Annotated in this window: 18 protein-coding genes, 1 tRNA gene and 1 pseudogene (1 of these 20 only partly in view); 9 read left to right on the top strand and 11 right to left on the bottom strand. The window is 64.2% G+C overall.

The window, feature by feature from the left end; translation table 11 throughout:
- Window positions 1–72: 72 nt before the first annotated feature.
- From C450_RS13265 to C450_RS13235, 7 genes are all read right to left on the bottom strand, one after another.
- Window positions 73–2010: a helicase HerA domain-containing protein gene (locus C450_RS13265; protein WP_005044261.1), complete on the bottom strand. Its 1938-nt coding sequence runs from the start codon at window positions 2008–2010 to the stop codon at window positions 73–75.
- The gene (locus C450_RS13260; protein ID WP_005044258.1) at window positions 2007–3296 is read right to left on the bottom strand and encodes a DNA double-strand break repair nuclease NurA; all 1290 of its coding nucleotides are present in this window, start codon (window positions 3294–3296) and stop codon (window positions 2007–2009) included. The genes C450_RS13265 and C450_RS13260 overlap by 4 nt, the downstream gene beginning before the upstream one ends.
- Window positions 3297–6614 carry an AAA family ATPase gene (locus C450_RS13255; RefSeq protein ID WP_005044256.1) on the bottom strand — a complete coding sequence of 1106 codons (3318 nt, stop codon included), beginning with the start codon at window positions 6612–6614 and terminating at the stop codon, window positions 3297–3299.
- The gene (locus tag C450_RS13250; protein ID WP_005044254.1) at window positions 6611–7969 is read right to left on the bottom strand and encodes a DNA repair exonuclease; all 1359 of its coding nucleotides are present in this window, start codon (window positions 7967–7969) and stop codon (window positions 6611–6613) included. The genes C450_RS13255 and C450_RS13250 overlap by 4 nt, the downstream gene beginning before the upstream one ends.
- Window positions 7970–8070: 101 nt before the next feature.
- A complete protein-coding gene (locus tag C450_RS13245) occupies window positions 8071–8322 on the bottom strand; it encodes a DUF7346 family protein (RefSeq protein WP_394324912.1) in 252 nt (83 codons plus the stop codon).
- 24 nt (window positions 8323–8346) lie between these two features.
- Window positions 8347–8688 (bottom strand): DUF7322 domain-containing protein, encoded by a 342-nt coding sequence (locus C450_RS13240; protein ID WP_005044251.1) that lies wholly within the window; start codon window positions 8686–8688, stop codon window positions 8347–8349.
- Window positions 8689–8732: 44 nt separating this feature from the next.
- The gene (locus C450_RS13235) at window positions 8733–8915 is read right to left on the bottom strand and encodes a DUF7331 family protein (protein WP_005044249.1); all 183 of its coding nucleotides are present in this window, start codon (window positions 8913–8915) and stop codon (window positions 8733–8735) included.
- A gap of 139 nt (window positions 8916–9054) precedes the next feature.
- Here C450_RS13235 and C450_RS13230 point away from each other — a divergent pair, with 139 nt between their 5' ends.
- The 6 genes from C450_RS13230 to C450_RS13205 all read left to right on the top strand — a co-directional run bounded on the left by C450_RS13230 (window position 9055) and on the right by C450_RS13205 (window position 17051).
- The gene (locus C450_RS13230; protein WP_005044246.1) at window positions 9055–11826 is read left to right on the top strand and encodes a DNA-directed DNA polymerase; all 2772 of its coding nucleotides are present in this window, start codon (window positions 9055–9057) and stop codon (window positions 11824–11826) included.
- Between the two features lie 498 nt (window positions 11827–12324).
- A complete protein-coding gene (locus C450_RS13225) occupies window positions 12325–13242 on the top strand; it encodes an ABC transporter ATP-binding protein (RefSeq protein ID WP_005044241.1) in 918 nt (305 codons plus the stop codon).
- Window positions 13243–13270: 28 nt separating this feature from the next.
- Complete coding sequence (gene sufB / locus C450_RS13220; RefSeq protein WP_005044239.1) at window positions 13271–14704, top strand: Fe-S cluster assembly protein SufB; 1434 nt, start codon at window positions 13271–13273, stop codon at window positions 14702–14704.
- Between the two features lie 21 nt (window positions 14705–14725).
- Window positions 14726–15937 (top strand): Fe-S cluster assembly protein SufD, encoded by a 1212-nt coding sequence (gene sufD / locus C450_RS13215; RefSeq protein ID WP_005044238.1) that lies wholly within the window; start codon window positions 14726–14728, stop codon window positions 15935–15937.
- 85 nt (window positions 15938–16022) lie between these two features.
- Entirely contained in the window at window positions 16023–16505 is a 483-nt protein-coding gene (locus C450_RS13210; protein WP_005044236.1) for a hypothetical protein, read from the top strand.
- Window positions 16506–16619: 114 nt separating this feature from the next.
- Window positions 16620–17051, top strand: a complete 432-nt coding sequence (locus tag C450_RS13205; protein WP_005044233.1) for a metal-dependent transcriptional regulator — start codon at window positions 16620–16622, stop codon at window positions 17049–17051.
- 28 nt (window positions 17052–17079) lie between these two features.
- Here C450_RS13205 and C450_RS13200 read toward each other — a convergent pair whose 3' ends face one another.
- Window positions 17080–17472: a hypothetical protein gene (locus C450_RS13200; protein WP_005044230.1), complete on the bottom strand. Its 393-nt coding sequence runs from the start codon at window positions 17470–17472 to the stop codon at window positions 17080–17082.
- A 147-nt stretch (window positions 17473–17619) separates the two neighbouring features.
- Here C450_RS13200 and C450_RS13195 point away from each other — a divergent pair.
- Window positions 17620–17692: transfer RNA gene (locus C450_RS13195), tRNA-Gln, on the top strand.
- 44 nt (window positions 17693–17736) lie between these two features.
- Here C450_RS13195 and C450_RS13190 read toward each other — a convergent pair.
- From C450_RS13190 to C450_RS13180, 3 genes are all read right to left on the bottom strand, one after another.
- Window positions 17737–18519: a hypothetical protein gene (locus C450_RS13190; protein WP_005044228.1), complete on the bottom strand. Its 783-nt coding sequence runs from the start codon at window positions 18517–18519 to the stop codon at window positions 17737–17739.
- 127 nt (window positions 18520–18646) lie between these two features.
- Window positions 18647–19216, bottom strand: a complete 570-nt coding sequence (locus C450_RS13185) for a plastocyanin/azurin family copper-binding protein (protein WP_005044227.1) — start codon at window positions 19214–19216, stop codon at window positions 18647–18649.
- A gap of 645 nt (window positions 19217–19861) precedes the next feature.
- Window positions 19862–21751 (bottom strand): PINc/VapC family ATPase, encoded by a 1890-nt coding sequence (locus tag C450_RS13180; RefSeq protein ID WP_005044225.1) that lies wholly within the window; start codon window positions 21749–21751, stop codon window positions 19862–19864.
- An 83-nt stretch (window positions 21752–21834) separates the two neighbouring features.
- Here C450_RS13180 and C450_RS13175 point away from each other — a divergent pair, with 83 nt between their 5' ends.
- Together C450_RS13175 and C450_RS13170 are read left to right on the top strand one after the other, a co-directional pair.
- On the top strand, window positions 21835–22965 hold the full coding sequence (locus C450_RS13175; RefSeq protein WP_005044223.1) for a M20 family metallopeptidase: 1131 nt from the start codon (window positions 21835–21837) through the stop codon (window positions 22963–22965).
- A gap of 36 nt (window positions 22966–23001) precedes the next feature.
- Window positions 23002–23470, top strand: a pseudogene (locus tag C450_RS13170) (carboxypeptidase M32) (it continues 921 nt past the right edge of the window).

The raw sequence follows: 23470 nt of genomic DNA, 5'->3' as shown, positions 1-23470 counted from the left end.
TAAGAGACTTCGGGTCCAGTGAACCGAGACGGTCGAAACCGGACAATGAACGGGACGATCGGTTTTATCGTCTCAGTTGTCATGCTTGCCGTGTTTCGTCACGCAGTACGGTAGACCAATGACCTCTACCGCCTCGACGTCCGGTGCCTTGACGACCGCCTGTCCCTTGCTGAACTTCGGGATATCGCGCTTGAACTCCGCAGGTACGGACGGCACTTTCTCAACCACCTCGTCGCGGAGACCGAGGAAGACGTTCGTGTTCGTCTGCTTGAGAACCTCGTCGTCGATGTCCTCGGGGTTCTGGGTAATCATCAACAATCCGAGTTTGTCCTTTCGGCCCTGCTTGGCCGCCTCACGCGCTCTCTCGATGATATACTTCCCACGCAGCGTCTTCGCTCCCGAGAGGTAGTTGTGCGCCTCGTCGACGCTCAGAAGCAGCGGCGTGTCTTTGACGTGGCTATCGACATCGTGATCGGATATCTTATTCTCGATGACGTAAGAAAGGGCCGAGAGCACGACGAGTTCTTCTTTCCCGCCACGCAGGTGGCCGGTCGGAATCACCGTCACCTGTCCCTCGCGGAACAGCTCGCCCGAGATCTCGTTGAGCGGGTTCGCGCCGGTGCTTCCGCCGCCCCCACCATCGAACACATCACCGAAGGCTCCGTCTCCACCCTTCACCCGACGCATGACCGCGCTCCAGGTCCCATCGGCGATCTCGTGCTGTTGCCTGAGTGAACTATTTTCGTCGACGTTTGCGTCAAGATAGTTCCTGAATCGTTCGTAGGTCGGTGTCCCACCCTCTTGTTCGAAGTACGAGGAGAGACAGCCTTCGAGCGCGCCGCGGGTTACAGGGGTTGGTTCGTATGGCATCAATAGCTCCGGCCGCGAGCGCACCAGCGAGAAGGGGATCGAAAACGATCGACTCTGGCCCGTTGCCGGGGCGGTCGTGTTCGCCACGTCGGGCACGAACACCTCCAAATCATCGACGCCGCCGACCTCGATGCCCTTCCGTTCGAGTCGCTGTCGTGCCCCGTCGGGCAGGTCGCCGTCCTCGCGCATCTGCCAGTATTCGTTCTCGGGGTCGAAGACGACGACGTTCAGCCGACTTCGTTCGAGCTCGCCGGTTTCGTGGTTCTCTATCGGATAGCGTTTCTCTCCCATGAATTGCCGGAGGAGGTTCTTTGCGAAGTGGGTCTTCCCCTTTCCGGTCGATCCGGCGACGAGCGCGTGTCGAAAGACAGCCGGTTCGCCCGGCTCAATTTCCCCATCGAGACCGATGCCTGGGTTGGCGAGGTAGTAAGGGAACGGCTCATCGTTCACTTCCATCGCGCTGCCGCCGACCGAGAGATACCCACAGAAGACGCCCGAGTGTGGGATGTTCAGCCCCTCGCGCAGGTAGGCTTCGTCTTCGGTGAGTTCGACGCCCGTGTTCGGCTTCGGGACTTTGTTGACGATACCCCGTGAGAGCGCCTCGCTGCTCTCTTTATGCTGTTCGCCCGCATCCTCGGCGTCGCCATCGACGGAGAGGATCGTGATCGGTTCGAGTTCGGCGACCAGCACGAACTCGGACTCGTCGAGCGCGGATTCGCGGTTGATCAGGTTGTGCGTGTCAGAGCGATCGTCGAGGTCGGTGTATGGCTCGTAGCGCAACCCGTCGACAACGGCGAACAGGACGTCCTCGCTGTCGGGATACGGAATCTGAACGTAATCGCCGACCCGCACTCGATCACGGCGCTCGGTGGCGACGTAGGCGTTGACCGTGTACTCGTCCCGGCTAACGTGGATTGTCTCGCTCGCGAGCACGTGGCCCATCTCACGGGAACCGAGATCGGTGGCCGAGTTCGGGACACGCTGTTCGGACAGCACCGTCCCAGCCTGCTCGCTGTCCTCCTCCGAGTCGTCGACGGTTCCGGTCGCGTCCGTCCCGTCGTTGATATCGGTTCCAGTAGTGTCGTCGGTGCGGTCGTCGTCCGTTTCGAAGGGGTCGTCCTCAAGTGGATTGTCGCTCATTGGGTTACCTCATTCGGGTCCTCGATGTCCTTCCAGCGGCCATCCTCGTTGTAATCGTGGTAGCTCTCGGCTGACGTGATGAATTCACGGATCGTCTCGCGGTTGTCAGGACTGATGCGGGCGATGCGGTCAGCACGCTTGACCGCTTGGGGAACGTCCCTGCTCCGGGCGATCTCCTTCAGCGCCTTTCGCTGGATTGCCCCGCGGCGCTCGTCGTCTTCGAGCATCAGCAGCGGAGTCTCGACGCGAAACACGCCACCCGTCTTCGGCAGGCGGACGTAAAAGAACGCACGGCGGTAGTCGGCTGGGTCGCCGTGTCTCAACTGGTCTGCGACTGTCGAGAACATCTCGAACGGCCGGCCATCGATGCTCTGCTCGTGGACGAGCCACGAGGTGTACGTCAGGTGGTTCAGGCTCCCGTCGCGCAGCACCTCGCCGACGAACTGGTGGTCGCGTCGCCACGGGACGTCGAGCGTGTGCCCGTCTTCGTCGGTGAGATCGTGACGGTCGATCTTCGCTTCGAGCGCGTCGAGAACCTGGCCGGTCATCGAGGTCTTCACGACTCCGAGCACCGGCAGGTCCTTCTCGTAGAGGGCGTCGACTAGGTCGACATAGTTTGCGACGATCTCTCGTGGTTTCTCCCACGTGTCCGGCACCGGCATCCGGTCGACGGTTTCGAGCATGAGCCAGTAGAGGACACCCAGCGGATAGGTCGACCCATCGATGAACAACGCTCCATCGATGGTCTCCGCGTGTTCGAGGGCGTGTCGGCCCTCGGCGAGGCGCTGTGCTGCCGTCGATATCCACCGCGTGACGTCTGCCGCTCGGTCGGCGGTTCCGGGGACGGCGAGCACTTCGCCGTCGACGTACCCGCTCCCGTCCTCGAACGCGCTGGTGAAAAAGCGACTCTCATCGTCGTCGAAGTACACGACCGAGCGTATCGTTCCCGCCCGTTCGAGCGCACGGTCGCCGCTCGCACCCGAGACGCCGAGTTTCGCGTTCGCGGTATCGACGACGAGCCCGTTGTTGTACTCCATCGGCCGGGTGGTGCTGGCGTCGAGACCGTACGTGTGCTCGGCCCACGGATCCTCGCTCCACGTGCCGAGGTCGGTCGTCCGCGTCTTCATACAGTCCACTTCGCCAAGTGCCTCCACCTGCCCGCCGTCACGCCCGAGCAAGGAAAACAGGCGACGGGCGTACTCCGTCTGAGAGACCGGCTCGCCCGGCACGCTCTCATCGATGTGCTCGAACAGCTGTCTGACGACACCGAACGCGTTCCGGTCCACTCAGTCGTCACCTCCCGATGCGACGCCGACATCCCCGCCATCAGCGCCCCGAGACTGACCCGCGACGTGCATCTCGGCGCGGCTCGTCTTCGTCGCGGCGTCCTTCCTCACGGCGCACTCGTGGTCCGCACCGTGAATCAACCGCTCGTCGTGGCTCACGACGATTACCTGCGGGACGTCCCAGTCGTCGAGCGTCCGGAGCATTCGTTCGAGCTGGCCCACGTGGCCTTCGTCCAGGAACGTCGTCGGCTCGTCGAGAATAAACGGCGGCAGCGTACTCCGGTCGCCACCACCCATCTCAGCGATGAGCCGATAGATGCCCGCCCGGAGCGCGAGGTTGACGATGGCGCGCTCGCCGCCGCTCGCGTTCGTCGGGTTCTCGCGGGCCCCATCGTCGCGCAACAGCCGAATCGCGTAGTCGTAGGTCTCCCGGCGCTCGTTGTGGATCTCCTCGATCTGGACCTGCTGGTAGCCGGTGTTCTTGTAGATTTTCCCGAAGACCTCGTTCGTGTACTCGTTGATGTACGCGAGGTACTCTTCACGGAGTTCGGATTTCACGCGCTGGTACACCGAGAGCACCATCTCGATCTCCTGGTAGACGTCGTCGGCCCAGCGCTCCTTTCGCTCGCAACGTTCGATGCGCTCGTTCAGCCGTTCTAAGTTGTCGCGCTCGATTTCGAGTTTGCTTCGCTCGTCACGGAGCCGGCGCACCCGAGTGGCGTACTCCTCGCGCGTCGCCTCGCGCTTCTCGATGCGTGCTTCCGTCTCTCGAATCTCCGCCTCGATCTCGTCCCGACCGTCGTGTTCGTCGAGTTCCTCCTCGACCTTCGCCAGCTCGCGGTCCAGCGTTGCCAACTGTTCGTTGAAGTCCTCGATAGCCCGCTCGGCCCCCGCAATGCGCTGGGTCGCCCGAGAGATCGTCGCTTCGTGGTCGTCGATGGTGTCGTAGCGCTCGACGGCCCCCTCGACCGTCGATTTCGCCTCCTCGACAGCCTCGACGCGCTCGCGGGCCTCGGCCAGCGCCGTTTCGCGGTTCTCGACTGTCCCCCGTTGAGAGTCGAGCGCGCCGTCGAGCGACTCGACCTCGCTTTGTTTCTCTTCGATGTCGTTCTCGATATCCCTGATGTCGTCTACGACGTCCTCGCGCTCCGTTTCGGCCACTTCGAGCGCTTCGCGGCGCTCCGCGACGGTTTCGAACCCCTCGATCACGGCTTCGCCGGTAGAGACTCCCTCGCGCGCCTCGGACTCGTCGGTTTCGAGCGCGGCGATGCGCTCGTCGAAGTCGTCGAGCTGGCCTTCGATGCGCGCGATCTCTTCTCCCATAGCGTCGGCCTCGCCGCTCGTCTCGGCGACCTCGGCATCGATGTCGCTCTCGCGTTCGCACAGGTCGTCGAGTTTCTCTCGACGCGCTTCGAGAGCGTCGTCGCGGTACTCGATGGTTTCGGTGATGCGCTCACGAAGTCCGTCGAGGTCGGCTCGTTCCGCGGCGATCGCCTCTCGCTCGCTTTCTTTGGCCGCCTTCCGCTCGCGCATGTCCGCGAGCTCGTCCTCCAGTTCGGCGATTTCGTCCTCGACGTGGGCCTCCGAGACCGCCTGCCCGCACGTCGGACACGTCCCGCCCTCGCCGAGATTTCGTAGCTCGTCGAGATCTTCGGTGTACTGTCGTTCCTCCGTGTTCAGAGCGGCGATCGCGCTCTTTGCGTCCCCGAGCGCGTCGGTGAGTTCGTCGCGGCGGGCGGGGAGGTGGTCGTTCCTGGCCTCGCCGAGACTTTCGATGGACACGGCGATCCCGAGTTCATCACCGTCCGACGCGAGGTTTTCAACCCTCTCTGCGAGTTCGCCCTCGGCGGCTTCCACCTCGGCTTTCGCTGCCTCGATCTCCTCGCAGATCGTTGTACGTTGCTCGCCGAGTGAATCGAGGCGCTCTTCGAGGTCAGCGAGTTCCGCACGCGCCTCCTCAAGCGCCGACGCCTTCACCTCCCGTTTCGTGCGTGCCTCGGTCAGTGCGTTCGTCGCCGCTTCGCGCTTCTCGCAGAGCGTGTCGAGACGCTCCCCGACCGCCTCGCGGTGTTCGTCGGTCACGTCCGCCGCCTCGGGCTTCGGGAGGAACGACGCGGCGCGACGGTCTCGTTTCCCGATAGCTTCCTCGATGGCCGATTCAGCCGCTTCGGCACGCTCTTCGATGGATTCGTACCGCTCGCGGAGCGATTCACGCTCGTCAGTCAGTTCGTCGAGCGTCTCGGTCGCGGCTTCGCGCTCGTCGACGAGCCGTTCGTGTTCTTCGCGTGCGCTTTCGAGTTTACTCTCGGCGGTGGCGCGCTCGGCGCTCGCCTCGGTAAGCGCTGCGGTGACTCCCTCGCGTGCCGCTTCGGCGCTTTCCTCGTCACCGAGGTCGTACTCGACCCCCTCGCCGAGGTCGGCAATTTCTGCCTCGATACGCTCGATTTCGTCCTCTGCGTCCTCGATGGCGCTTTCGGCGTCTTCGATGGCCGACTGCTGTTCGCCGCGCTTTGCCTCGACGCGCTCGACCTGCTCGGCTTTCGCCCGCGCCTTCTCGACGAGGTCCTCGTAGCGGTCGAGCGCAGCCGTCTTCTCCCGTCGGTGGTCTTTGAGTCTGCCGAGATACTCTTCGGCCGTCTCGACGTCCCCCTCCGCCGCCTCGATGTCATCGGTGAGCGCGGTGATCTCTCGTTGGAAGTCGGCCTCATCGCGGTCGTACTCGTCGCGGTCCTCCTGGTGTCCACGCCGCCGTTCGGCGTTCGCCTCCCGAACACGACCGGCCGCCCGCCGGGCCTGTTTCATTCGCTCGGTGTGGTTATCTATCTCGTCAAGTCCAAGTAAGCTATCGATGGTCGTCGTCCGGTCCTCGTCGTCGATGAGGCGGTCGACCTCGCCCTGCTTGACATAGACCGAACTGGCGAAGTCCTCGGCGTCCAGCCCGACGAGCTGGACCACTGCCGCGCGGACGTCACGGACGCCCGTGACTGGATTTGAGAGCGCTGAGGAGGTGAGCTCGGCCGTCGAAGCTGTGCTCGTCCGATGGAGCCGCCACTCCGTGGTGTACGCAGTGCCGCCGACCTCGAAGACGAGTTCGACGCACGCGCTGTCCTCGCCGCGGCGCACGAGGTCTTCGAGCGTGAAGCTGTTCGACCCCACGCTCGTGATCTTCGAGAGGAAGAGTCCGCCGAAGATCCCCATCAACAGCGACGTCTTTCCCGAGCCGTTCTCGCCGTGAACGAGAATGACGCCGTCGGGGAACTCGACTGTCTGATCGTCGTAGCTGCGGACGTTCTCCAGACGCAGGCGCTTGATCTTCACCGTCGTCCCTCCCCGTCGTCCGTCTCGTTTCCGCCGCTTTCGTCGTGTTCCGTCGTCCCGGTCCACGAATCGAGTCGCGAGTCTTCGCCGCCATCGGCGGCGGTGCCGGAATCGGTGTCGGCGACCGTGTCGTCGTCAACCGTAGCGGCGTCAGCGTCGGCGACGCCCGCTTCCCCGTTACGTTCCGTCTCGCCGCTCGAATCGCCGTCGTCGAATGCCGTGGACTGGGCCTCTCTGATGCGCTCTTCGGCCCAGTCGGCCACGTGGCTCGTCCCGAGGTCGTTGTCGCCGCGAACGCGCGCCTCGACGTCTCTCGTCACGCCGCCGAGCGACGCCTCGGCGAGGCGTTCCTCGATGAGTTCGTCCGGACGCTTGACCGTTCCCGACGGGCCGTGTTCGGCATCGAGCGCCTCGCGTCCCCGGTCGTCGTCGACCTTGCAGACGGCCGCGCCGCGCTCAGTAGCGAGGTCGTAGACCGCGCTCGCCGTGACCGAACTCCGCTCGCCGCGCAGCCCGACGAGCGCGACCGCTCCATCGAGGTCGTGGCGCTCGATGACGCGCTCTGCGTGCCCGTAGCCGTCGTCCTCGCCGAACTCGATGGCGACGTGCCGGAACTCCCGGGTATCGAGTTCGATCGCGCGCCGTCTGAGCGTTCCGTCCTCGATGTCAAGCAGACACACGCTCCGGGGGGCCTCCTCGCCCACGCTACAGCGTTCGGTCGAACCGGGATACCAGACATCGACGCCGTCGACGACCGCCTCCTCGGCTTCGTGGTAGTCGCCGAGTGCGAGTGCGTCGATTGTGAGGTCCGCTTTTTCGATAGTCTCGGCGGTCGCGTGGTCGGCCATGATTTCGGGCACCGGAGGGTGGAGCAACTGGTGCATACAGAGCAGTCGAAAGGCGTCCCCGTCGTCGGGTTCTTCGAGGTCGAATTCGGTGGCGTCCCACGCTGGCTTCGTCACCGAATCGATACCGTAGAGCGCGACATCGCCGACCGTCGTCGGCACGTGATTGAGACGGCTCGCAGTCCGCGTCTCCTCGATGAGGTCGAGCCATTGGTCGTCCATCTTCCGCTCGTGGTTGCCGACGATGCCGTAAAACGGAATCTCGCCGTCCTCTAGCTTGCGGAGCGTTCGGATGCAGTTTCTGACCACGGGAAGCGGCGGCGTCCGCCGATCGAACAGATCACCGGTGTGAATTACCGCGTCGACCGGGTCGTTGTCGTGCTCCGGATGTGTGCCGAGAGCGATGTCGATGGCTTGCTCGAACGCGTCTGCGAAGTCCTTCCGCCGAACATCGCTCCCGTACTGGCGCTTTCCGAGGTGGGTATCGCTCACGTGGAGGAGCGTGGTCATCGTCTCGTCCTCATTTGGCGTGGATCTAACCGGTGGGTGGTTATTAAACACCCCAGTATGGAGTGAAAGTGATCGTCGGTAACACCGTCACGGACGGGGAGCTACGCTTTCCGGACCTGTTCGAGTTCCTTCCGAGCGCGCTCGGTGGTTCGATACCCGCGCTCGCCGGCCACCTCCGCTTCCGCGAGCAACCCCGCTGCCCGGAGCTCCGCACACAGTCCGTGGAGATCGCTCTCGCAGAGATCGTACCGCGACAGCAGCGTCCGCACCGCGAACGGCCCGTTGGCGTCGATCTCGCGCAGCAGCGCGAGCGCGCGGTCGTCCCGGGTAGTGTCCATACGGGCAGTGTCCATACTCGTTCTACCGGCCACGGTCGGTTAGCGGTTTTGATACCGTCGGTACTGCCGATAGCCGTTCGCGAACGCCACGAGTCCGATCGCGACGCCGAGCCCCGCGAGCCGCCACCGACCCTGGAAGAACCCGAACAGCAGGCCGAGGGTCGCCGCGATCACGCCGATCTTGAGCGCGAAGACGCTCCCCCAGAACGCCTGAAGGAGCTCCGGCGACGCGTCGGCGTCCGACGTATCGGGGATCGAAACCGACGGATCGTCGGGCCCGAGCTCCGCATCGAGTGCCCCGACGTCGAACCCGAGATCCGTCCCCGGCAGCGAGTCGCCGGCGTCGTCCAGTGTCGAATCGCCCGGCGAGTCGTCTGACACGCCCGGAGTACCGGGTCCGCCGCGCAAAAGGATTCCGTACCGGTTCAGATCTGGTCTGCGAGCCGGAGCGCGTGGCCCGCTTCGAGCCACGCGAGCGGATTCGCCGCGTCGTAGAACACGACGCCGTCGTCGATCTCGTAGCGTTCGGTGGTTTCGAGGCCGGCCGGCGGCGACGGTTCGGCGGCCGTCCGTGCGGGCGGGTCGGGCCGATCGGTAGCGTTTGACATGCTGTATCGCGGTACCATGTGCCAAGCAATAGTGTTTGCGGATTCGGCCGACGTTGCCCGGCGACCGAAACGGCAAGCCAGGCCGGGGTTCGACGCGACGACCGCGGGGATTTTTACCGGCGGGGGCGAACCACACTCCATGACTGAGGAGGGGACCACGCAGGCGACGCTCGGCGACAGCGTCGCACCGGGCGGGAGCGATCGGTCGGCAGCGGCGACGGCAGCCCGAGCGGTCGCTGGCGACGGCGGGGCGAACGCCGAGATCACCGACCCCGCCGCACGGCGTTACCCCGACGCCGATAGTACTGTGGAGATCGCGGTGACCCAGGTCGACTACACGATCGAGGGCAGCGGCGACGAGGAGACGCCGATCATCCACGTCTTCGGCCGCACGGCGGACGACGAGGTCGAACACGTCCGCGTTCACGGGTTTCGGCCCTATTTCTACGCGCCGACCGCATCGCTCGACGAGGACGACGACCGGCTCGATCACGATCGAATCACCGGTTGGGAGGAGTCGGCCGTCGAGGGCGACGCCTACGAGAGCATTCGTGGCGAGTCACTCACCAAGATCTTCGGCCAGACCCCGCGCGATGTCGGCCAGATTCGGGATCGGTTCGATCACTACGAGGCCGACGTGCTGTTCCCGAACCGGTTCCTGATCGACACGGACGTGACGAGCGGTCTTCGGGTCCCCGAACGACGGGCGACGGACGACGCGCTCGTCGTTCCCCTCGACGAGGTCGAACCGATCGAGATGCAAGCCGAAGCCCGGGTCTGCACCTTCGACATCGAGGTCGACGACCGCTCGGGGTTCCCCGAGGACGGCGAGGAGACCATCGTCTGTCTGTCGAGTCACGACTCCGCCCGCGACGAGTACGCCGTCTGGCTCTACGAAGCGCCTGGCGGCGAGATGGGGCCCGAGGAGCTCGCGGGGTACGAGGCGATCGACGGCGGCAGCGGCGACAGCAGCGAGAGTGGCAGCGAGGACGACGAGATCGACGCCGACGTGTACCGATTCGACACCGAGGAGGCGATGCTCGCGGCGTTTCTCGACTACATCGAGGACACCGATCCGGACGTCATGACCGGCTGGAACTTCACCGATTTCGACGCGCCGTACTTCATCGACCGGCTCGAAGAGCTCGGGGGCGCGGGCTGTGAGGAACACGACCTCGACCCCGATCGCCTCTCACGGGTGAACGAAGTCTGGCGATCGGACTGGCAGGGGCCGAACGTCAAAGGACGGGTGGTGTTCGATCTGCTGTACGCCTACCAGCGCACCCAGTTCACCGAGCTCGACTCCTATCGGTTGGACGCCGTGGGTGAGGTCGAACTCGACGCCGGCAAGGAACGCTATCCGGGCGACATCGGCGATCTCTGGGAGGACGATCCCGAGCGACTCCTCGAATACAACCTCCGGGACGTGGAGCTCTGTGTCGAGATCGACCGCCAGCAGGGCGTGATCCCGTTCTGGCAGGAAGTCGCCACCTTCGTGGGCTGCAAGCTCGAGGACGCCACCACACCCGGCGACGCCGTCGACATGTACGTCCTCCACGAGGCCCACGGCAAGTTCGCGCTCCCCTCGAAGGGCCAGCAGGAGACCGAGGACTTCGAGGGCGGTGCAGTGTTCGATCCCATCACCGGCGTGAAAGAGATGGTTTCTGTACTCGATTTGAAAAGTTTATACCCAATGTCGATGGTGACGATCAACGCCTCGCCCGAAACCCAGGTCGATCCCGATACTTACGACGGCGAGACCTACCAGACACCCACTGGAATCCACTTCCGGAAGGAACCCGATGGGATGATCCGGGAGATGGTGGACGAGCTCCTCACCGAACGCGAGGAGAAGAAAGCTCGTCGCGACGATCACTCCCCTGGCACCGGCGAGTACCAGCGATTCGACCGCCAGCAGCAGGCCGTGAAGGTCATCATGAACAGCCTCTACGGCGTGTTCGGCTGGGATCGCTTCCGACTCTACGACCGGGCGATGAGTGCAGGCGTGACCTCCACCAACCGGGAGGTCATCTCATTCACCGAGCGCGCCGCGAACGAGATGGACTACGAGGTGACGTACGGAGATACCGACAGTGTAATGACAGAGCTTGGTGCCGACCTCACGAAAGAGGCAGCCATCGAGCAGGCCTTCGATATCGAGGACCACATCAACGAAGCGTACGATGAGTTCGCGCGAGACACACTCAACGCCGACGACCACCGTTTCCAGATCGAGTTCGAGAAGCTCTACCGACGGTTTTTCCAGGCCGGCAAGAAGAAACGCTACGCCGGCCACATCATCTGGAAGGAGGGCAAAGACGTCGACGACGTCGATATCACGGGCTTCGAGTACAAGCGTTCGGACATCGCACCGATCACCAAACGCGTCCAGCACGAGGTGATCGAGCGGATCGTCCACGGCGAGGACCTCGACGAGGTCGAAACCTACGTCCACGACGTGATCGAAGAGTTCAGCGCGGAGGGCTCCGTTCCGCTCGACGAGATCGGCATCCCGGGTGGGATCGGCAAGCGTCTCGACGACTACGACACCGACACCGCCCAGGTCCGCGGTGCGAAGTACGCGAACCTCCTCCTCGGGACGAACTTCCAGCGCGGCAGCAAACCCAAACGGCTCTATCTCGATCGTATCCATCCGGACTTCTTCGAGGATGTCGACGAGTCGACGTTCAGCCCCGAAGAACAGGCCCTCTACACCGAGTTCCGGCGCACGCCCGACGTGATCTGTTTCGAGTACGAAGACCAGATTCCCGACGAGTTCGAGGTCAACTGGGAGAAGATGCTCGAAAAAACACTTCAGGGACCGATCGCGCGCGTCATCGAGGCGGTCGGCGTCTCGTGGCAGGAGGTCAAATCCGGCCAGACCCAGACCGGGCTCCAAAGTTTCACCTGAACCTTTTTACTGCGGGGTGGTTCGAAAATCGCTTCGCGATTTTCGTCAGTGCAAGAAATCTTCGATTTCTTGCTTGCAATCAGAACGCTTCGCGTTCTGATGACATCACGAGACGGCGAAGCCGTCTCGAACGAGTTCGCGCGCCTCCGGCGCGCTCAACCCCTTGCAAAAAGGTTCATCAAAAACACCCGCTCACTCGGCCTGTGGCCTCGTTCGCGGTACAGTTGCTGACACTCTCCGCCCCGCAACCGCTCCACACAGCACCGCCGAAGCCCTCGTTCGTTTCACTCACTCGCCCTTCATCCACCAGGACCGCACCGAACCACACCGCCGACCGCACTACCCCGCTCCGCGGGCGGCCGCTCACCACCGATTCTGCAACGCGATACTCGCTCGTGAGTTCCGTTCGCGGCAAACAAATTTTCCCCCATCGAAAATCGTTACCGGTGAATGGAAACCATTATCAGGTCGACGGGCCAACAGACGGACGATAGGACAATGGCACGCTTAGAGCTACGGGACCTCCACGCACAGGTCGCGGAGGGCGGCGAGAAGATCCTCGACGGGGTCAATCTCGAAGTTCGATCGGGCGAGATCCACGCACTGATGGGACCGAACGGGTCAGGGAAGTCGACGACCGCGAAGGTCATCGCCGGCCACCCTGCCTACGAAGTCACCGACGGCGAAGTGCTCGTCCATCTCGACGAAGACGAGTTCGAGGACATCGAGATCCCCGAGGACATGCGGACGGTGAACCTCCTCGATCTCGAACCCAACGAGCGCGCGGCGCTCGGCGTCTTCCTCGGCTTCCAGTACCCCGCCGAGATCGAGGGCGTCACGATGGTGAACTTCCTTCGGACTGCCCTGAACGCCAAGCTCGAAGAGCGCGAGGAGCTCTTCGAGGACGATGAGGGCGAGGAAGCAGAGGCCGACGCGGACGACGAGGACGCGGGCTACGACACCTCGCCGATGGAAGGCGATGTCGAGGAGGGCGACGTCGGCGTCGCGGAGTTCCAGGAGATCATGGCCGAGAAGATGGAACAGCTCGACATGGACTCCCAGTTCGCCCAGCGCTACCTCAACGCGGGCTTCTCGGGCGGCGAGAAAAAGCAGAACGAGGTGCTCCAGGCCGCAATCTTGGAGCCGTCGATCGCGGTGCTCGACGAGATCGACTCCGGGCTCGACATCGACCGGCTCCAGGACGTCTCGAACGGGATCAACGCGCTCCGCGACGAGCAGGGCGCGGGCATCCTCCAGATCACCCACTACCAGCGGATCCTCGACTACGTCGAGCCAGATCACGTCCACGTGATGCTCGACGGCAAGATCGCCAAAAGCGGCGACGCGGATCTGGCCCACAAGCTCGAGGACGAGGGGTACGACTGGGTCCGCGAGGAAGCCTACGAGACAGCCTGATAAGGCTTCGACCACTACAACACACACCATGAGTTCCGACCAAGACCACCTGCGCGAGACCGACTCGGAAGCGCGCTTCGAGTTCAAAAAAGAGGAGAGTTCGGCGTTCCGCGCCGAAAAGGGCGATCTCGACGAGGAGACGATCCGCCTGATCTCCGAAGACAAGGACGAGCCCGAGTGGATGCTGGAGCGCCGCCTGCGCGCGCTCCAGCAGTTCCACGCGATGCCGATGCCGACCGACTGGCCGGGCCAGCCCGACCTCTCGGAGGTCGACATCGGCGAGATCGTCCCGTACATCCGTCCCGACATCGACGCCCGCGGCGGTGTCGACGACTGGACCGACCTCCCTGACGAGATCCAGGACACCTTCGACAAGCTCGGCATCCCCGAAGCCGAGAAGAACGCGCTCTCGGGCGTCGGCGCACAGTACGAGTCCGAGATCGTCTACCAGAACATGCAGGAGCGCTGGGAGGAGAAGGGCGTCGTCTTCTGTGACATGGACAAGGCAGTCCAAGAGCACGAGGAGATCGTCAAAGAGCACTTCATGACGAACTGCGTGCCCGCCAGCGACAACAAGTTCGCGGCGCTCCACGGCGCGATCTGGTCGGGCGGCTCGTTCGTCTACGTCCCCGAGGACGTCACGGTCGAGATGCCGATCCAGGCGTACTTCCGGATGAATTCGGAGGGGATGGGCCAGTTCGAGCACACCCTCATCATCGCCGAGGAGAACTCGGAAGTCCACTACATCGAGGGCTGTTCGGCCCCGCAGTACAGCGAGTTCAACCTCCATTCGGGTGGCGTTGAGGTGTTCGTCGGCGAGAACGCCCACGTCCAGTATTCGACCGTGCAGAACTGGTCGAAGAACACCTACAACCTCAACACCAAGCGCGCGATCTGCGAGCGCGAGGGCACGATGGAGTGGATCTCGGGATCGATGGGCTCGAAGGCCACGATGCTCTACCCCTCGACCATTCTCAAGGGCCGCGGCGCGACGGACAACCACATCACGATCGCCTTTGCGGGCGAGGGCCAGAACATCGACACCGGCGCGAAGGTCTACCACAACGCGCCCGACACCAAGTCCACGATCGAATCCAAGAGTATCAGCAAGGACGGCGGCCGCACGAACTACCGTGGCCTCGTCCACATCTCCGACGGCGCAGAGAACTCCTCCACGAGCGTGGAGTGCGACGCGCTGATGTTCGACAACGAGAGCACGTCGGACACGATGCCGTACATGGAGATCGAGGAGTCGAAGGTCGACGTCGCCCACGAGGCTACTGTGGGGAAGATCGGCGACGAGGACGTGTTCTACCTCCAGTCCCGAGGATTGGACGACGACGACGCAAAGCAGATGATCGTTGCCGGGTTCATCGAGCCGATCACCGAAGAACTACCCATCGAGTACGCGGTCGAGCTCAACCGGCTGATCGAACTCGAAATGGAAGGGAGCCTCGGGTAAGCTCCCCATCGGATTATCGCAATGAGTACACAGGTACACGCAAACCTCACGGAGGAGCAGGTCAGGCAGATTTCCGAGGGACTCGACGAACCCGAGTGGCTGCTGGAGACACGTCTCGACGCGCTCGACACGCTCGAAGAGCTGGAAATGCCCGACGTCATCCGGACGCCGGGACGCAACTGGACCAACCTCTACGATCTCGACTTCGAGGGGTTCGTCGATCCCCTCACTGCGGCCGAGGAGAAGGACCAGGTCGGGCCCAGCGAGGTCGAGGTCATGTCGATCGCCGAAGCGCTCGACGAGCGCGAGGAGCTCGTTCGGGAGCATTTCGGCTCGGTCGTCGATCCCGAAGACAACTACCTCACCGCGCTCTCGACCGCACTCTTCAGCACTGGAACCGTGGTCTACGTCCCCGAAGGCGTCGATGCCGAGGACGTCACCGTTCGCACGCGGATGAACTCCCAGTCGCTGTTCAACTACACCCTCGTCGTCACCGAGCAATCGAGTTCGGTGACCATTCTGGAGCGTCAGACGACGGGCGAGGACGTCGACGGCGAGCGATACTACTCCGGGATCGTCGAGATCGACGCCGGCGAGAACTCGAACGTCCAGTACGGCTCGCTCCAGAACGTCGACGAGGAGACGTACACCTACACCCTCAAGCGCGGTCACGCCGACAGCCACGCCACGATCAACTGGATCGAAGGGAACGTCGGCTCGCGACTCACCAAGTCCTCGGTCGAGACCCGACTTCTGGGCGAGGGCTCGGAGTCCCAGATCGTCGGCGCGTTCTTCGGTCACAACGACCAGCACTTCGACGTCGCCGCGCGGGTCTGGCACGAGGCCGAACACACGACCGCCGACCTCGTGACCCGTGGCGTGCTCGACGACGACGCCCGGTCGGTCTACGAGGGCGTTCAAGACGTCGGCTCGAACGCGTGGGATACGTCTTCGTACCAGCGCGAGAACACCCTGATGCTGAGCGACGAGAGCGAGGCCGACGCCTCGCCGAAGCTCATCATCAACAACCACGACACCGAGGCGAGCCACTCCGCCACCGTGGGACAGGTCGACCAGCAGGACCTGTTCTACATGACCTCGCGCGGGGTGTCGCCACGCATGGCACGGAACATGCTCGTCGAGGGCTTCTTCGTGCCGGTGCTCGAAGAGATCGCCGTCGAGGAGTTCCGCGACGACCTCGATGACCTCGTGGCCGAGCGGCTGCGGGAGTAATCGCTTAAGTTCTTCCGTTCACGAACAACGGTATGGACGTCCACGAGGCATCGGTTTTCGAGCGCATCTTTTCCGGGTGGTCCCCGTGAGCGTGAGCCAGCCGGTGGCCTCGGACCACCAGCTCGCCCGTCTCCTCCAGATCGGGGTCGTGTTGGAGGAGGTCGTCGAAGCGCGCGCCCACCAGCATTACCAGTCGTTCGAGGCGGATCTCGACCCCGCAATCGAGGACTTACTGGAGCACGCCGCCGAGGAATCGGCCGAGCACCGCGACCGTCTCTCGGGGCTGATCGACGAACTCGACGCCGAGCAGATCCCGTTCGAGCAGATCGAACCACTCGTCGCCGACCACTACGAGCGCGATCGGGACACCGACGGCGTGCTCTACGATCAGCTTTGCAACGAGGAAACCGCCTACAAGTTCTACGACGATCTCATCGCCGCGATCGAGTCCAGTACTGTGGAGTTCGGCATCGAGCGCGAACGACTCGTCGGGACGCTGTCGGCGATTCGCGAGGAGGAAGCAGAGGGAGCGGAGGAGGTCACGAAACTCATGGAGGAACGCGAATGAACACCGTCGAAGCGAAGCATCGACGAGCACACGCTCCGTGCCGGAGGTGGCTCGCGTGAACAGTGTCGAAGCGCCGCTTCGACTGGCTCACGGCGATCACAGGCGGTGGTCGCCATGAACACGGCCGAGCAGTACCTGAAAGCGATCTATCTCGTCCAGCAGGTCGAGAACGGCCCGGCAGCGACCGGGAGGCTCGCCGATACTCTCGACGTGAGCCCCGCGAGCGCCAACGAGATGATCGGGAAGCTCGAATCTCGCGGGCTCGCCGACCACGAGAAGTACAAGGGCGTCACGCTGACCGACGAAGGGATCGAGCGCGCGCGTGATTCCCTCCAGACGTACTGCATCATCGAGCGGTTCCTCGTGGAGGTGCTCGACGTCGAGGAGTTCCGCGCCGAGGCGAGCCAGCTCGAAAGCGTGATCGACGAAACGGTGGCCGAGCGCCTCGACACCATCATCGACCGCGAACCCCAGTGTCCCGACTGCTTCGCCCCCGACGAGGACGTTTGTGCGCTGCTCGACGCCGAGCCCGGCGCGGCGGACTAGTTTTTCGCAAACGCGCACAAAATCGAACTTACTGTCTGTCGGCCCACGTCTCCGGCGGTGGGACGATTCCTGACGCGGCGAGTACGAGGACGACGAAATAACAGCCGAGTGCCGCCGCACCTGCAATAACGAGCCAACCAGCGGAGACGACCACGGCAAACACGCCGAGACAGAGGGCGGTGCTGACGATCACGGCTCTGAGTGCTGGCCGGGCCCAGAGCCGACGGACGCGCTCGGGATCGCGACCGGCGAGTACCTCGAAGCCCACGGTCGATCCAGCACCGAGCAGGATCACCGAGAGGGAGACGTCGATCTCGCGGTTCCGGACGACCACGATCGCAATGACGAGAACGGCCGCAGCGAGTGCTCCGTCAGCCAATCTCGTCGGCGGTTCGTGGGACGCCATCCGTTCGTCGGCCACGTCTGCTCGACTTCGGGTGACCCAGACACATAAGGGCGAGTCTCGAAGCGTTCAAGTGCGATCCGGCGATACTTCGGGCTGAGGTCCCGTGGTGGTGAGCAAATCCGGAGGATTTGCGATCCTCACGGGACTTTGAACGTAGTGAGAAGTCCCGTGGTGTAGTGGCCAATCATATGGGCCTTTGGAGCCCATGACAGCGGTTCGAATCCGCTCGGGACTATGGCTTCGCGGACGGGTGGCAGTTCTTTTGTCGTTGCGAGTCGGTCAGGTCCACTCGATCTCGAACACCCGAGCGTCACAGCCCTGACAGGCTGCGCGGACTACGTCGTACGACCGACAGCACGAGTCGACGACCTCCTCGTCCAGTTCCACCGCACCGTCACACGCCGGGCACGTTTCGAGGAACAGCCGGAGGCTACCGAGGAGCTGGAGTCGCTCGACGGGCGTCAGTCGCTGCCAGGAGGGAACGACCGACGGAACGACGTCGGTCGCGGCCACATCAGCGACGATCGCCGCGTCGGAACTCCACTGGCCGACGGTTGCGTTGTCGTGAAGCGCGATGACGTTGCTGTCGACCCTCTCGAACGTCAGACGGTCGTCAGAGTCGTCAATCGCGCGTTCGAGGTCTCTTGATCCCGGGTCACGTTCCCGAACGGTCTCGATCCGGTCGCGCCACGCCGCCCGGAAATCGGGCTGGAGACAGAGATCGTCAGCGTGTTCGCACGGGCCGATCACTCCTGCATCTATCAGAAGTTCTTCGGGTGAAAAGGACGCGGAGGTCGACGGCTGTGTCGGTGCTTTTCCGAACCAACGAAGCACCCGATCCGGGAGATAGCGCTTGGTCAGCGCTGGAGTGCCTGGTACGAGATACCCCCTGAGATAGATGACGACGAGACAGCCCACGAGTACCGCCACCCCTGCGCCAGCGACCCACAGTCCGATCGCAGCGCTCGCCGCGATCGCGATTCCGACGTTGACCACCGTACATGCGAGACAGCGGTTCTTGCCGACGTGTTCCGGCTGCCGAAATCGGGAATGCAGCCCCATTGGCACCCGCTACCGGCCCGGTCCTGTTCAATCGTGTGGTCGCGTGAATGTTTGCCGTGGAGAAGAATTCGTGTGATTGTATCGCCGGTTAGCGTGGGCGAGACCGGTTCGGACTCTCTCTGCGAGACTACTCTTCGAGTGCGTTGTCGTAGTCTCCGCCATACTTCATGAAGACGTAGGCGAGGCCGAGCGTCGAGAGCATAAAACTCATCGTGGCGACGCCGAGGGTCTTCGCGCTGTTCGGAACCGCGGGCCCCGAGGACTCCCCGCCCCCGCTGCTCGCGCCGCCCTCCTGAACGACGATCGTCCCGACCATCCCGACGGCCTCGTGGGGTGCACAGTGATAGGCGAACTCGCCGGTCTCCTCGAAGGTGTGTTCGAACGTGATGTCGCTCCCTTCCTCCGGGCTCCCGCTGTCGAACGCCCCGTCGTCGGCGACGACGTTGTGTGCGCCGCCCTCGCCGGTCCACTCCCAGACGACGGTGCCGCCGGGCGCGACGGTGGCTTCCTCGGGTCCGAAAGAGGTCCCCGATCCCGCACCGACCTCCACTGTCGTCGTACCGCCACCACCCCCGCTCGAACTGTTGCCTTCCTGTGCCGCCGCCGTGCCGCTCGCACCCGCGACGGCCGCCGCCCCCGCTGCCGTCCGGAGGAACCCCCGGCGGCTCACTGGTCCGTCGGCGTCGGTTTCGCTCATACCACTCCTATCGACTGGCGCGTACTGAACATTACGATGCGACCCCACCTTTTTGCTGCGGGGGATCGCGCTCGCTGCGCTCGCGCGACCCCCGCTTGCAAAAATGTGTCTTCGTGAGCGGAGCGAACGAAGGCTCGGAAGACGCTTCGCGTCTTCCGGTGGATCAAAAACCCCCGCTCGCTCCCTGCGGTCGCTCGCGGTACAACCCAGTTGCCCACCGCACCACGACCGCAAACCGCACAATACCCCCGAAACCCTCGGTCACTCACTTCGTTCTCGTGAGTAGCGCGGGACCTTCGGTCCCGCGGACCATGCGAACGGGCGTTCACGAGATCGAAGCTCTCGTGCAGCCCATCAGAACGGCAAAGCCGTTCTGAGGACGCTTCGCGCCCGTGAGCAGACGAAGCGAACGAGAACTCGAAGTCGTTCGAAAGGCGCGAAGCGCCTTTCGTGATGACGAGGGAGCTTCGCTCCCTCGAACCACGCGCAGCGCGTGCTCCGGCGTTCGTGACCTCGCCCTTCATCCGCCAGGAGAGCAGGCTCTCCTGAGCCTCGACTCGCTCCGCTCGTCGAGACGCCAGGCCCGCACCACAGCCGCCGCTCCAGAGCGCAACCATCCCGAAAAAAGCGGTCGACTGTTGTCGTTTACGACGGTGCGACGGTGACCTGCCGGCCGCGGTCGATCGCGTTTTCGAGTTCCTCCGCGATCGCGCTGCCACGCGAGACCTGAACCTCGCCGCCCCGTGAGACGGTCGCGGTGAACAGGTACTCGCCGTCGGCCTGGATCTCGACCGTCTCGCCAGCGTAGCCGTCCATCGGGATCACGACGTGTCGCGAGGTGATCTCGGGCGTGACGATATCGCCCGCGCCGCTCGCTCCGCCACCGCCGCTCCCGCCGTGGCTGCCGCCACCACCGCTATTCGCGTTTCCCGATCGGCCCCGACCGCCCGGTCGCTCGTCGAACGTCCGCACGTCGATGCTGATCCCGAGTCGGTTCTCGATATCGGTGATCCGCCCGCCGCCCTTGCCGATCACCGTCGAGATGTCGGCCTCCTCGACGTAGACGACTGCGGTGTTCGCGCTTTTCAGGTCGACCTCGCAGTTGCCGTGTGCGACCGACCGGATCTCGCGCTCGATCTCCTGTTTCGCGATCCGATCCACGCCGCTGTCCTCCTCGTCGGCGTCGCCCACCGGAACGGTGACGACCTGGCGATTGAAACTATAAATTTCGTACTCCGGCCGCTGGGTCTCGAAGTCTCGAACCTGGATCACCGGCCGCGCGAGGTCCTCCTCGGTGAGTCCCTCGGGGACCTTGACCTCGGTTCGAACGTCGTAGACCGTATCGATCTCGCCCGCCTCGACGTACACCACGGTATCGACGACCTGGGGGATCATCCCGAGCTCGACCCGGCCCACCAGCCGCCCGAGCGCGTCGATCGCTCGCGTGGCGTGGACCACGCCGATCATCCCGACGCCCGCGAGGCGCATATCCCCGAACACCGAGAAGTCCTCGGTCTTCCTGACCTCGTCGTAGATGGTGTAGTCCGGCCGCACCATCAACAGCGAGTCCGCGGTGTTCTCCATCCGGCCGTCGAGTTCGGTGTACTGGGTGATCTCGGGACCGACCTGGAGATCGCGGGGCTTCTCCATCGTTTTGACCGAGAACGCCGAATCGGCCAGAAAGCCCGCGACCGCACCAGCGAGCGTCGACTTCCCGGCCCCGGGAGCGCCCGCAATCAGGACGCCGCGCTGATGATCGAGCAGTCGCTCACGGAGGTCGTCGGCGTAGTCGTAGTCGTCGAGTTCGGTTTCGACGATCGGCCGCACGGCGGTGATCTCCAGCCCGTCGGCGAACGGTGGCTGGGCGATCGCGATCCGGTAGTTGCCGAACTGGACGATCGTCATCCCGTTCCGATCGAGTTCGGTGAACCCGTCGCTCGACGCCCGCGTGGCGGTCTCGATCTCCGCGATCCACTCCTGGAGATCGTCCTCCGTGAGCAGGTCGTCGCCGATCGTCTCGAAGCGCATCTCGCCGACCGCACCGCGCTTCGCCATCGGTGCGACCCCGGTCTTGAGGTGGACGCTCATCGTCTCGTCGTCGAAAAAGTCCTCGATCGCGAGGTGCTCGGGCGCGTCTCCCCGGATCTCGGGATCGACGTACTCGACGTCGAGTCCTTTCGCGCGGGCGACCTCACTCTGGACTTTGTCGCTCGTGAGTAGCGTGGCCTCCTCCTCCGCAGCGAGATCGCGGATCAACGCGTCGACGGCCCCCTCGTCGGAAGCGTGGCGCTCGCCGTCGCCCGGCCGCCGGCCGACGTACTCCACATCGATGGTCCCTTCGTCAGCGAGTTCGGCGAGGTGCTGGAGCTCTTCGAGCCCGTCCCAGCCCGACTCGCGGCCGTCGTTGGCCTGAGATTCGAGTTCCACGACGACCGCCTCGGGGATCGCAACGGTCTCCCCCTCGAACGAACCGCTCTCCACTCGTTCGGACACGCGTCCGTCGATAACCGCGCTCGTGTCCGGTACGACAGTCATGCGTGTCGTTCGGCCGGCAGGATCAAAAGGGTGTTCAAGCGCGGGCGGAAGGGCTTATGCCGTTTCTCGTGGACTGTGCTTCCATGGCTGCTGCCACGGATCTCACCCGCGACCTCGTTGCGATCCCGAGTCACGACGACGAGACCGATGCTGGTGACTTCATCGAGACCTGGCTCCGCGAGGGGACCGACGCCGACGTGACCCGCGATGGGGTTGGCAACGTCATTGCCCGCCGAAACACGGATGCCGACGCGGACGAGTCGATCGCGCTCGTCGGTCACCACGACGTGGTTCCACCGGACGATTCACAGACAGCGGACGGCGAGTACGTCGTCGAGGAACGCGATGGCCGGCTCTATGGCCGCGGTGCGGCGGACATGAAGGGCGCGGTCGCGGCCGCGATGTGTGCCTTCCGCGATAGCGAGGTGCTACGCACCTCGGACAGTCGGACGCAGTCCGACGACACCGACCCTACAGTGGAACTCGTCTTCGCGAGTTTCGCCGGCGAGGAGATCGGCGGCGAGGGCGCACGCCACGCCATCGACGAGGGGTTCGCGCCCGACTACGCGATCATCGGCGAGGGCACGACGGGCTACTCCGCTCCTGGAACGACCGATGTCGCGGTGGCACACAAAGGCCGGCGGGCGAGCACCATCACCGCCCGCGGGACGGCAGCCCACGCGAGCGAACCCGAAGCCGGCGAGAACGCCGTCTACACCGCGTGCGAGGCAGTCGAGACCGTTCGCGGGATCGACGCACCATCCACCGACGTGTTCGGTGAGCGGGTACGGGGAAGCGTTGTCGTGACCGAGATCGATGGTGGCTCGGCGTGGAACGTCATTCCGGAGTCGTGTTCGATCACCGTGGATGAACGGACGGTTCCGGGCGAGCGCGCTCCGCTGGCGGCCGTCGAGGATTCGGAACGCGTTGAGTGGACGGTCGATCAGGACCTCCCGCCAATGGCGTGTGACGACGAGGCGTTCGCCGAGGCGGTTCGCGCGGCCGCCGCCGAGGCTCAGGAGAGCGAGCCCGAACTCGTCACGAAACCCCACGCGACCGACGCGGGCTGGCTCGCCGAGGCAGGCGTGACCTGCGTGATCTGTGGGCCCGCCGAGCAGGGCGAGGCCCACACCAAAGACGAGAGCGTGTCGCTCGCCGTCCTCGATCGGTGTTACGAGACCTACCGCGAGGCGGCCGAATCGATCGGCCGGTAGGCAAGAATTGATAGGGCGGCGCGCCGGCTGTCGGGTATGGCATCCGACGCCACGGTCGACGCCTACGACGATCTCCTCGAACGCTACGAGCGGATTTCCAACATCCAGAGCGCAGCGGGCGTGCTGAGCTGGGATCAGGAAGTCATGATGCCCGACGGCGGCACGCCGGCACGCTCGGCCCAGCGCTCGGCGCTATCGGCGACGAGCCACGAACTCCTCGTCGAGGACGAGACCGAGACCGCACTCGAGGAGGCTGAGAGTGCGGATCTCTCGGGCGAACAGGCCGCCGTCGTCCGAGAGATCCGTCGCCAGTATGACCGCGCGGCGCGCGTTCCGACGGATCTCGTCGCCGAAATTTCCCAGACAACGAGCGAGGCGCTCCCGGTCTGGAAGGAGGCGAAAGCCGAGGACGACTTCGAGACGTTCGCGCCGATTCTGGAGGAGCTGCTCGATCTCAAACGGGAGTACGCCGAGCACATCGATTCGAGCCGGCCGCCGTACGAGG

This window comes from Halococcus salifodinae DSM 8989 (assembly GCF_000336935.1).
GTDB classification, from domain to species: Archaea; Halobacteriota; Halobacteria; order Halobacteriales; family Halococcaceae; genus Halococcus; species Halococcus salifodinae.
Note: the sequence above shows the minus strand (reverse complement) of the source record. Positions and strands in the feature narration are given on the sequence as shown.

Excerpts from the sequence above, each read along its gene's own strand:
- C450_RS13245 (WP_394324912.1), bottom strand. The coding sequence starts at position 8,322 with ATGGACACTGCCCGTATGGACACTACCCGGGACGACCGCGCGCTCGCG.
- C450_RS13265 (WP_005044261.1), bottom strand. The coding sequence starts at position 2,010 with ATGAGCGACAATCCACTTGAGGACGACCCCTTCGAAACGGACGACGAC.
- sufD (WP_005044238.1), top strand. The coding sequence starts at position 14,726 with ATGAGTACACAGGTACACGCAAACCTCACGGAGGAGCAGGTCAGGCAG.
- C450_RS13175 (WP_005044223.1), top strand. The coding sequence starts at position 21,835 with ATGGCTGCTGCCACGGATCTCACCCGCGACCTCGTTGCGATCCCGAGT.
- C450_RS13225 (WP_005044241.1), top strand. The coding sequence starts at position 12,325 with ATGGCACGCTTAGAGCTACGGGACCTCCACGCACAGGTCGCGGAGGGC.
- C450_RS13205 (WP_005044233.1), top strand. The coding sequence starts at position 16,620 with ATGAACACGGCCGAGCAGTACCTGAAAGCGATCTATCTCGTCCAGCAG.
- sufB (WP_005044239.1), top strand. The coding sequence starts at position 13,271 with ATGAGTTCCGACCAAGACCACCTGCGCGAGACCGACTCGGAAGCGCGC.
- C450_RS13185 (WP_005044227.1), bottom strand. The coding sequence starts at position 19,216 with ATGAGCGAAACCGACGCCGACGGACCAGTGAGCCGCCGGGGGTTCCTC.
- C450_RS13235 (WP_005044249.1), bottom strand. The coding sequence starts at position 8,915 with ATGTCAAACGCTACCGATCGGCCCGACCCGCCCGCACGGACGGCCGCC.
- C450_RS13180 (WP_005044225.1), bottom strand. The coding sequence starts at position 21,751 with ATGACTGTCGTACCGGACACGAGCGCGGTTATCGACGGACGCGTGTCC.
- C450_RS13190 (WP_005044228.1), bottom strand. The coding sequence starts at position 18,519 with ATGGGGCTGCATTCCCGATTTCGGCAGCCGGAACACGTCGGCAAGAAC.
- C450_RS13230 (WP_005044246.1), top strand. The coding sequence starts at position 9,055 with ATGACTGAGGAGGGGACCACGCAGGCGACGCTCGGCGACAGCGTCGCA.
- C450_RS13250 (WP_005044254.1), bottom strand. The coding sequence starts at position 7,969 with ATGACCACGCTCCTCCACGTGAGCGATACCCACCTCGGAAAGCGCCAG.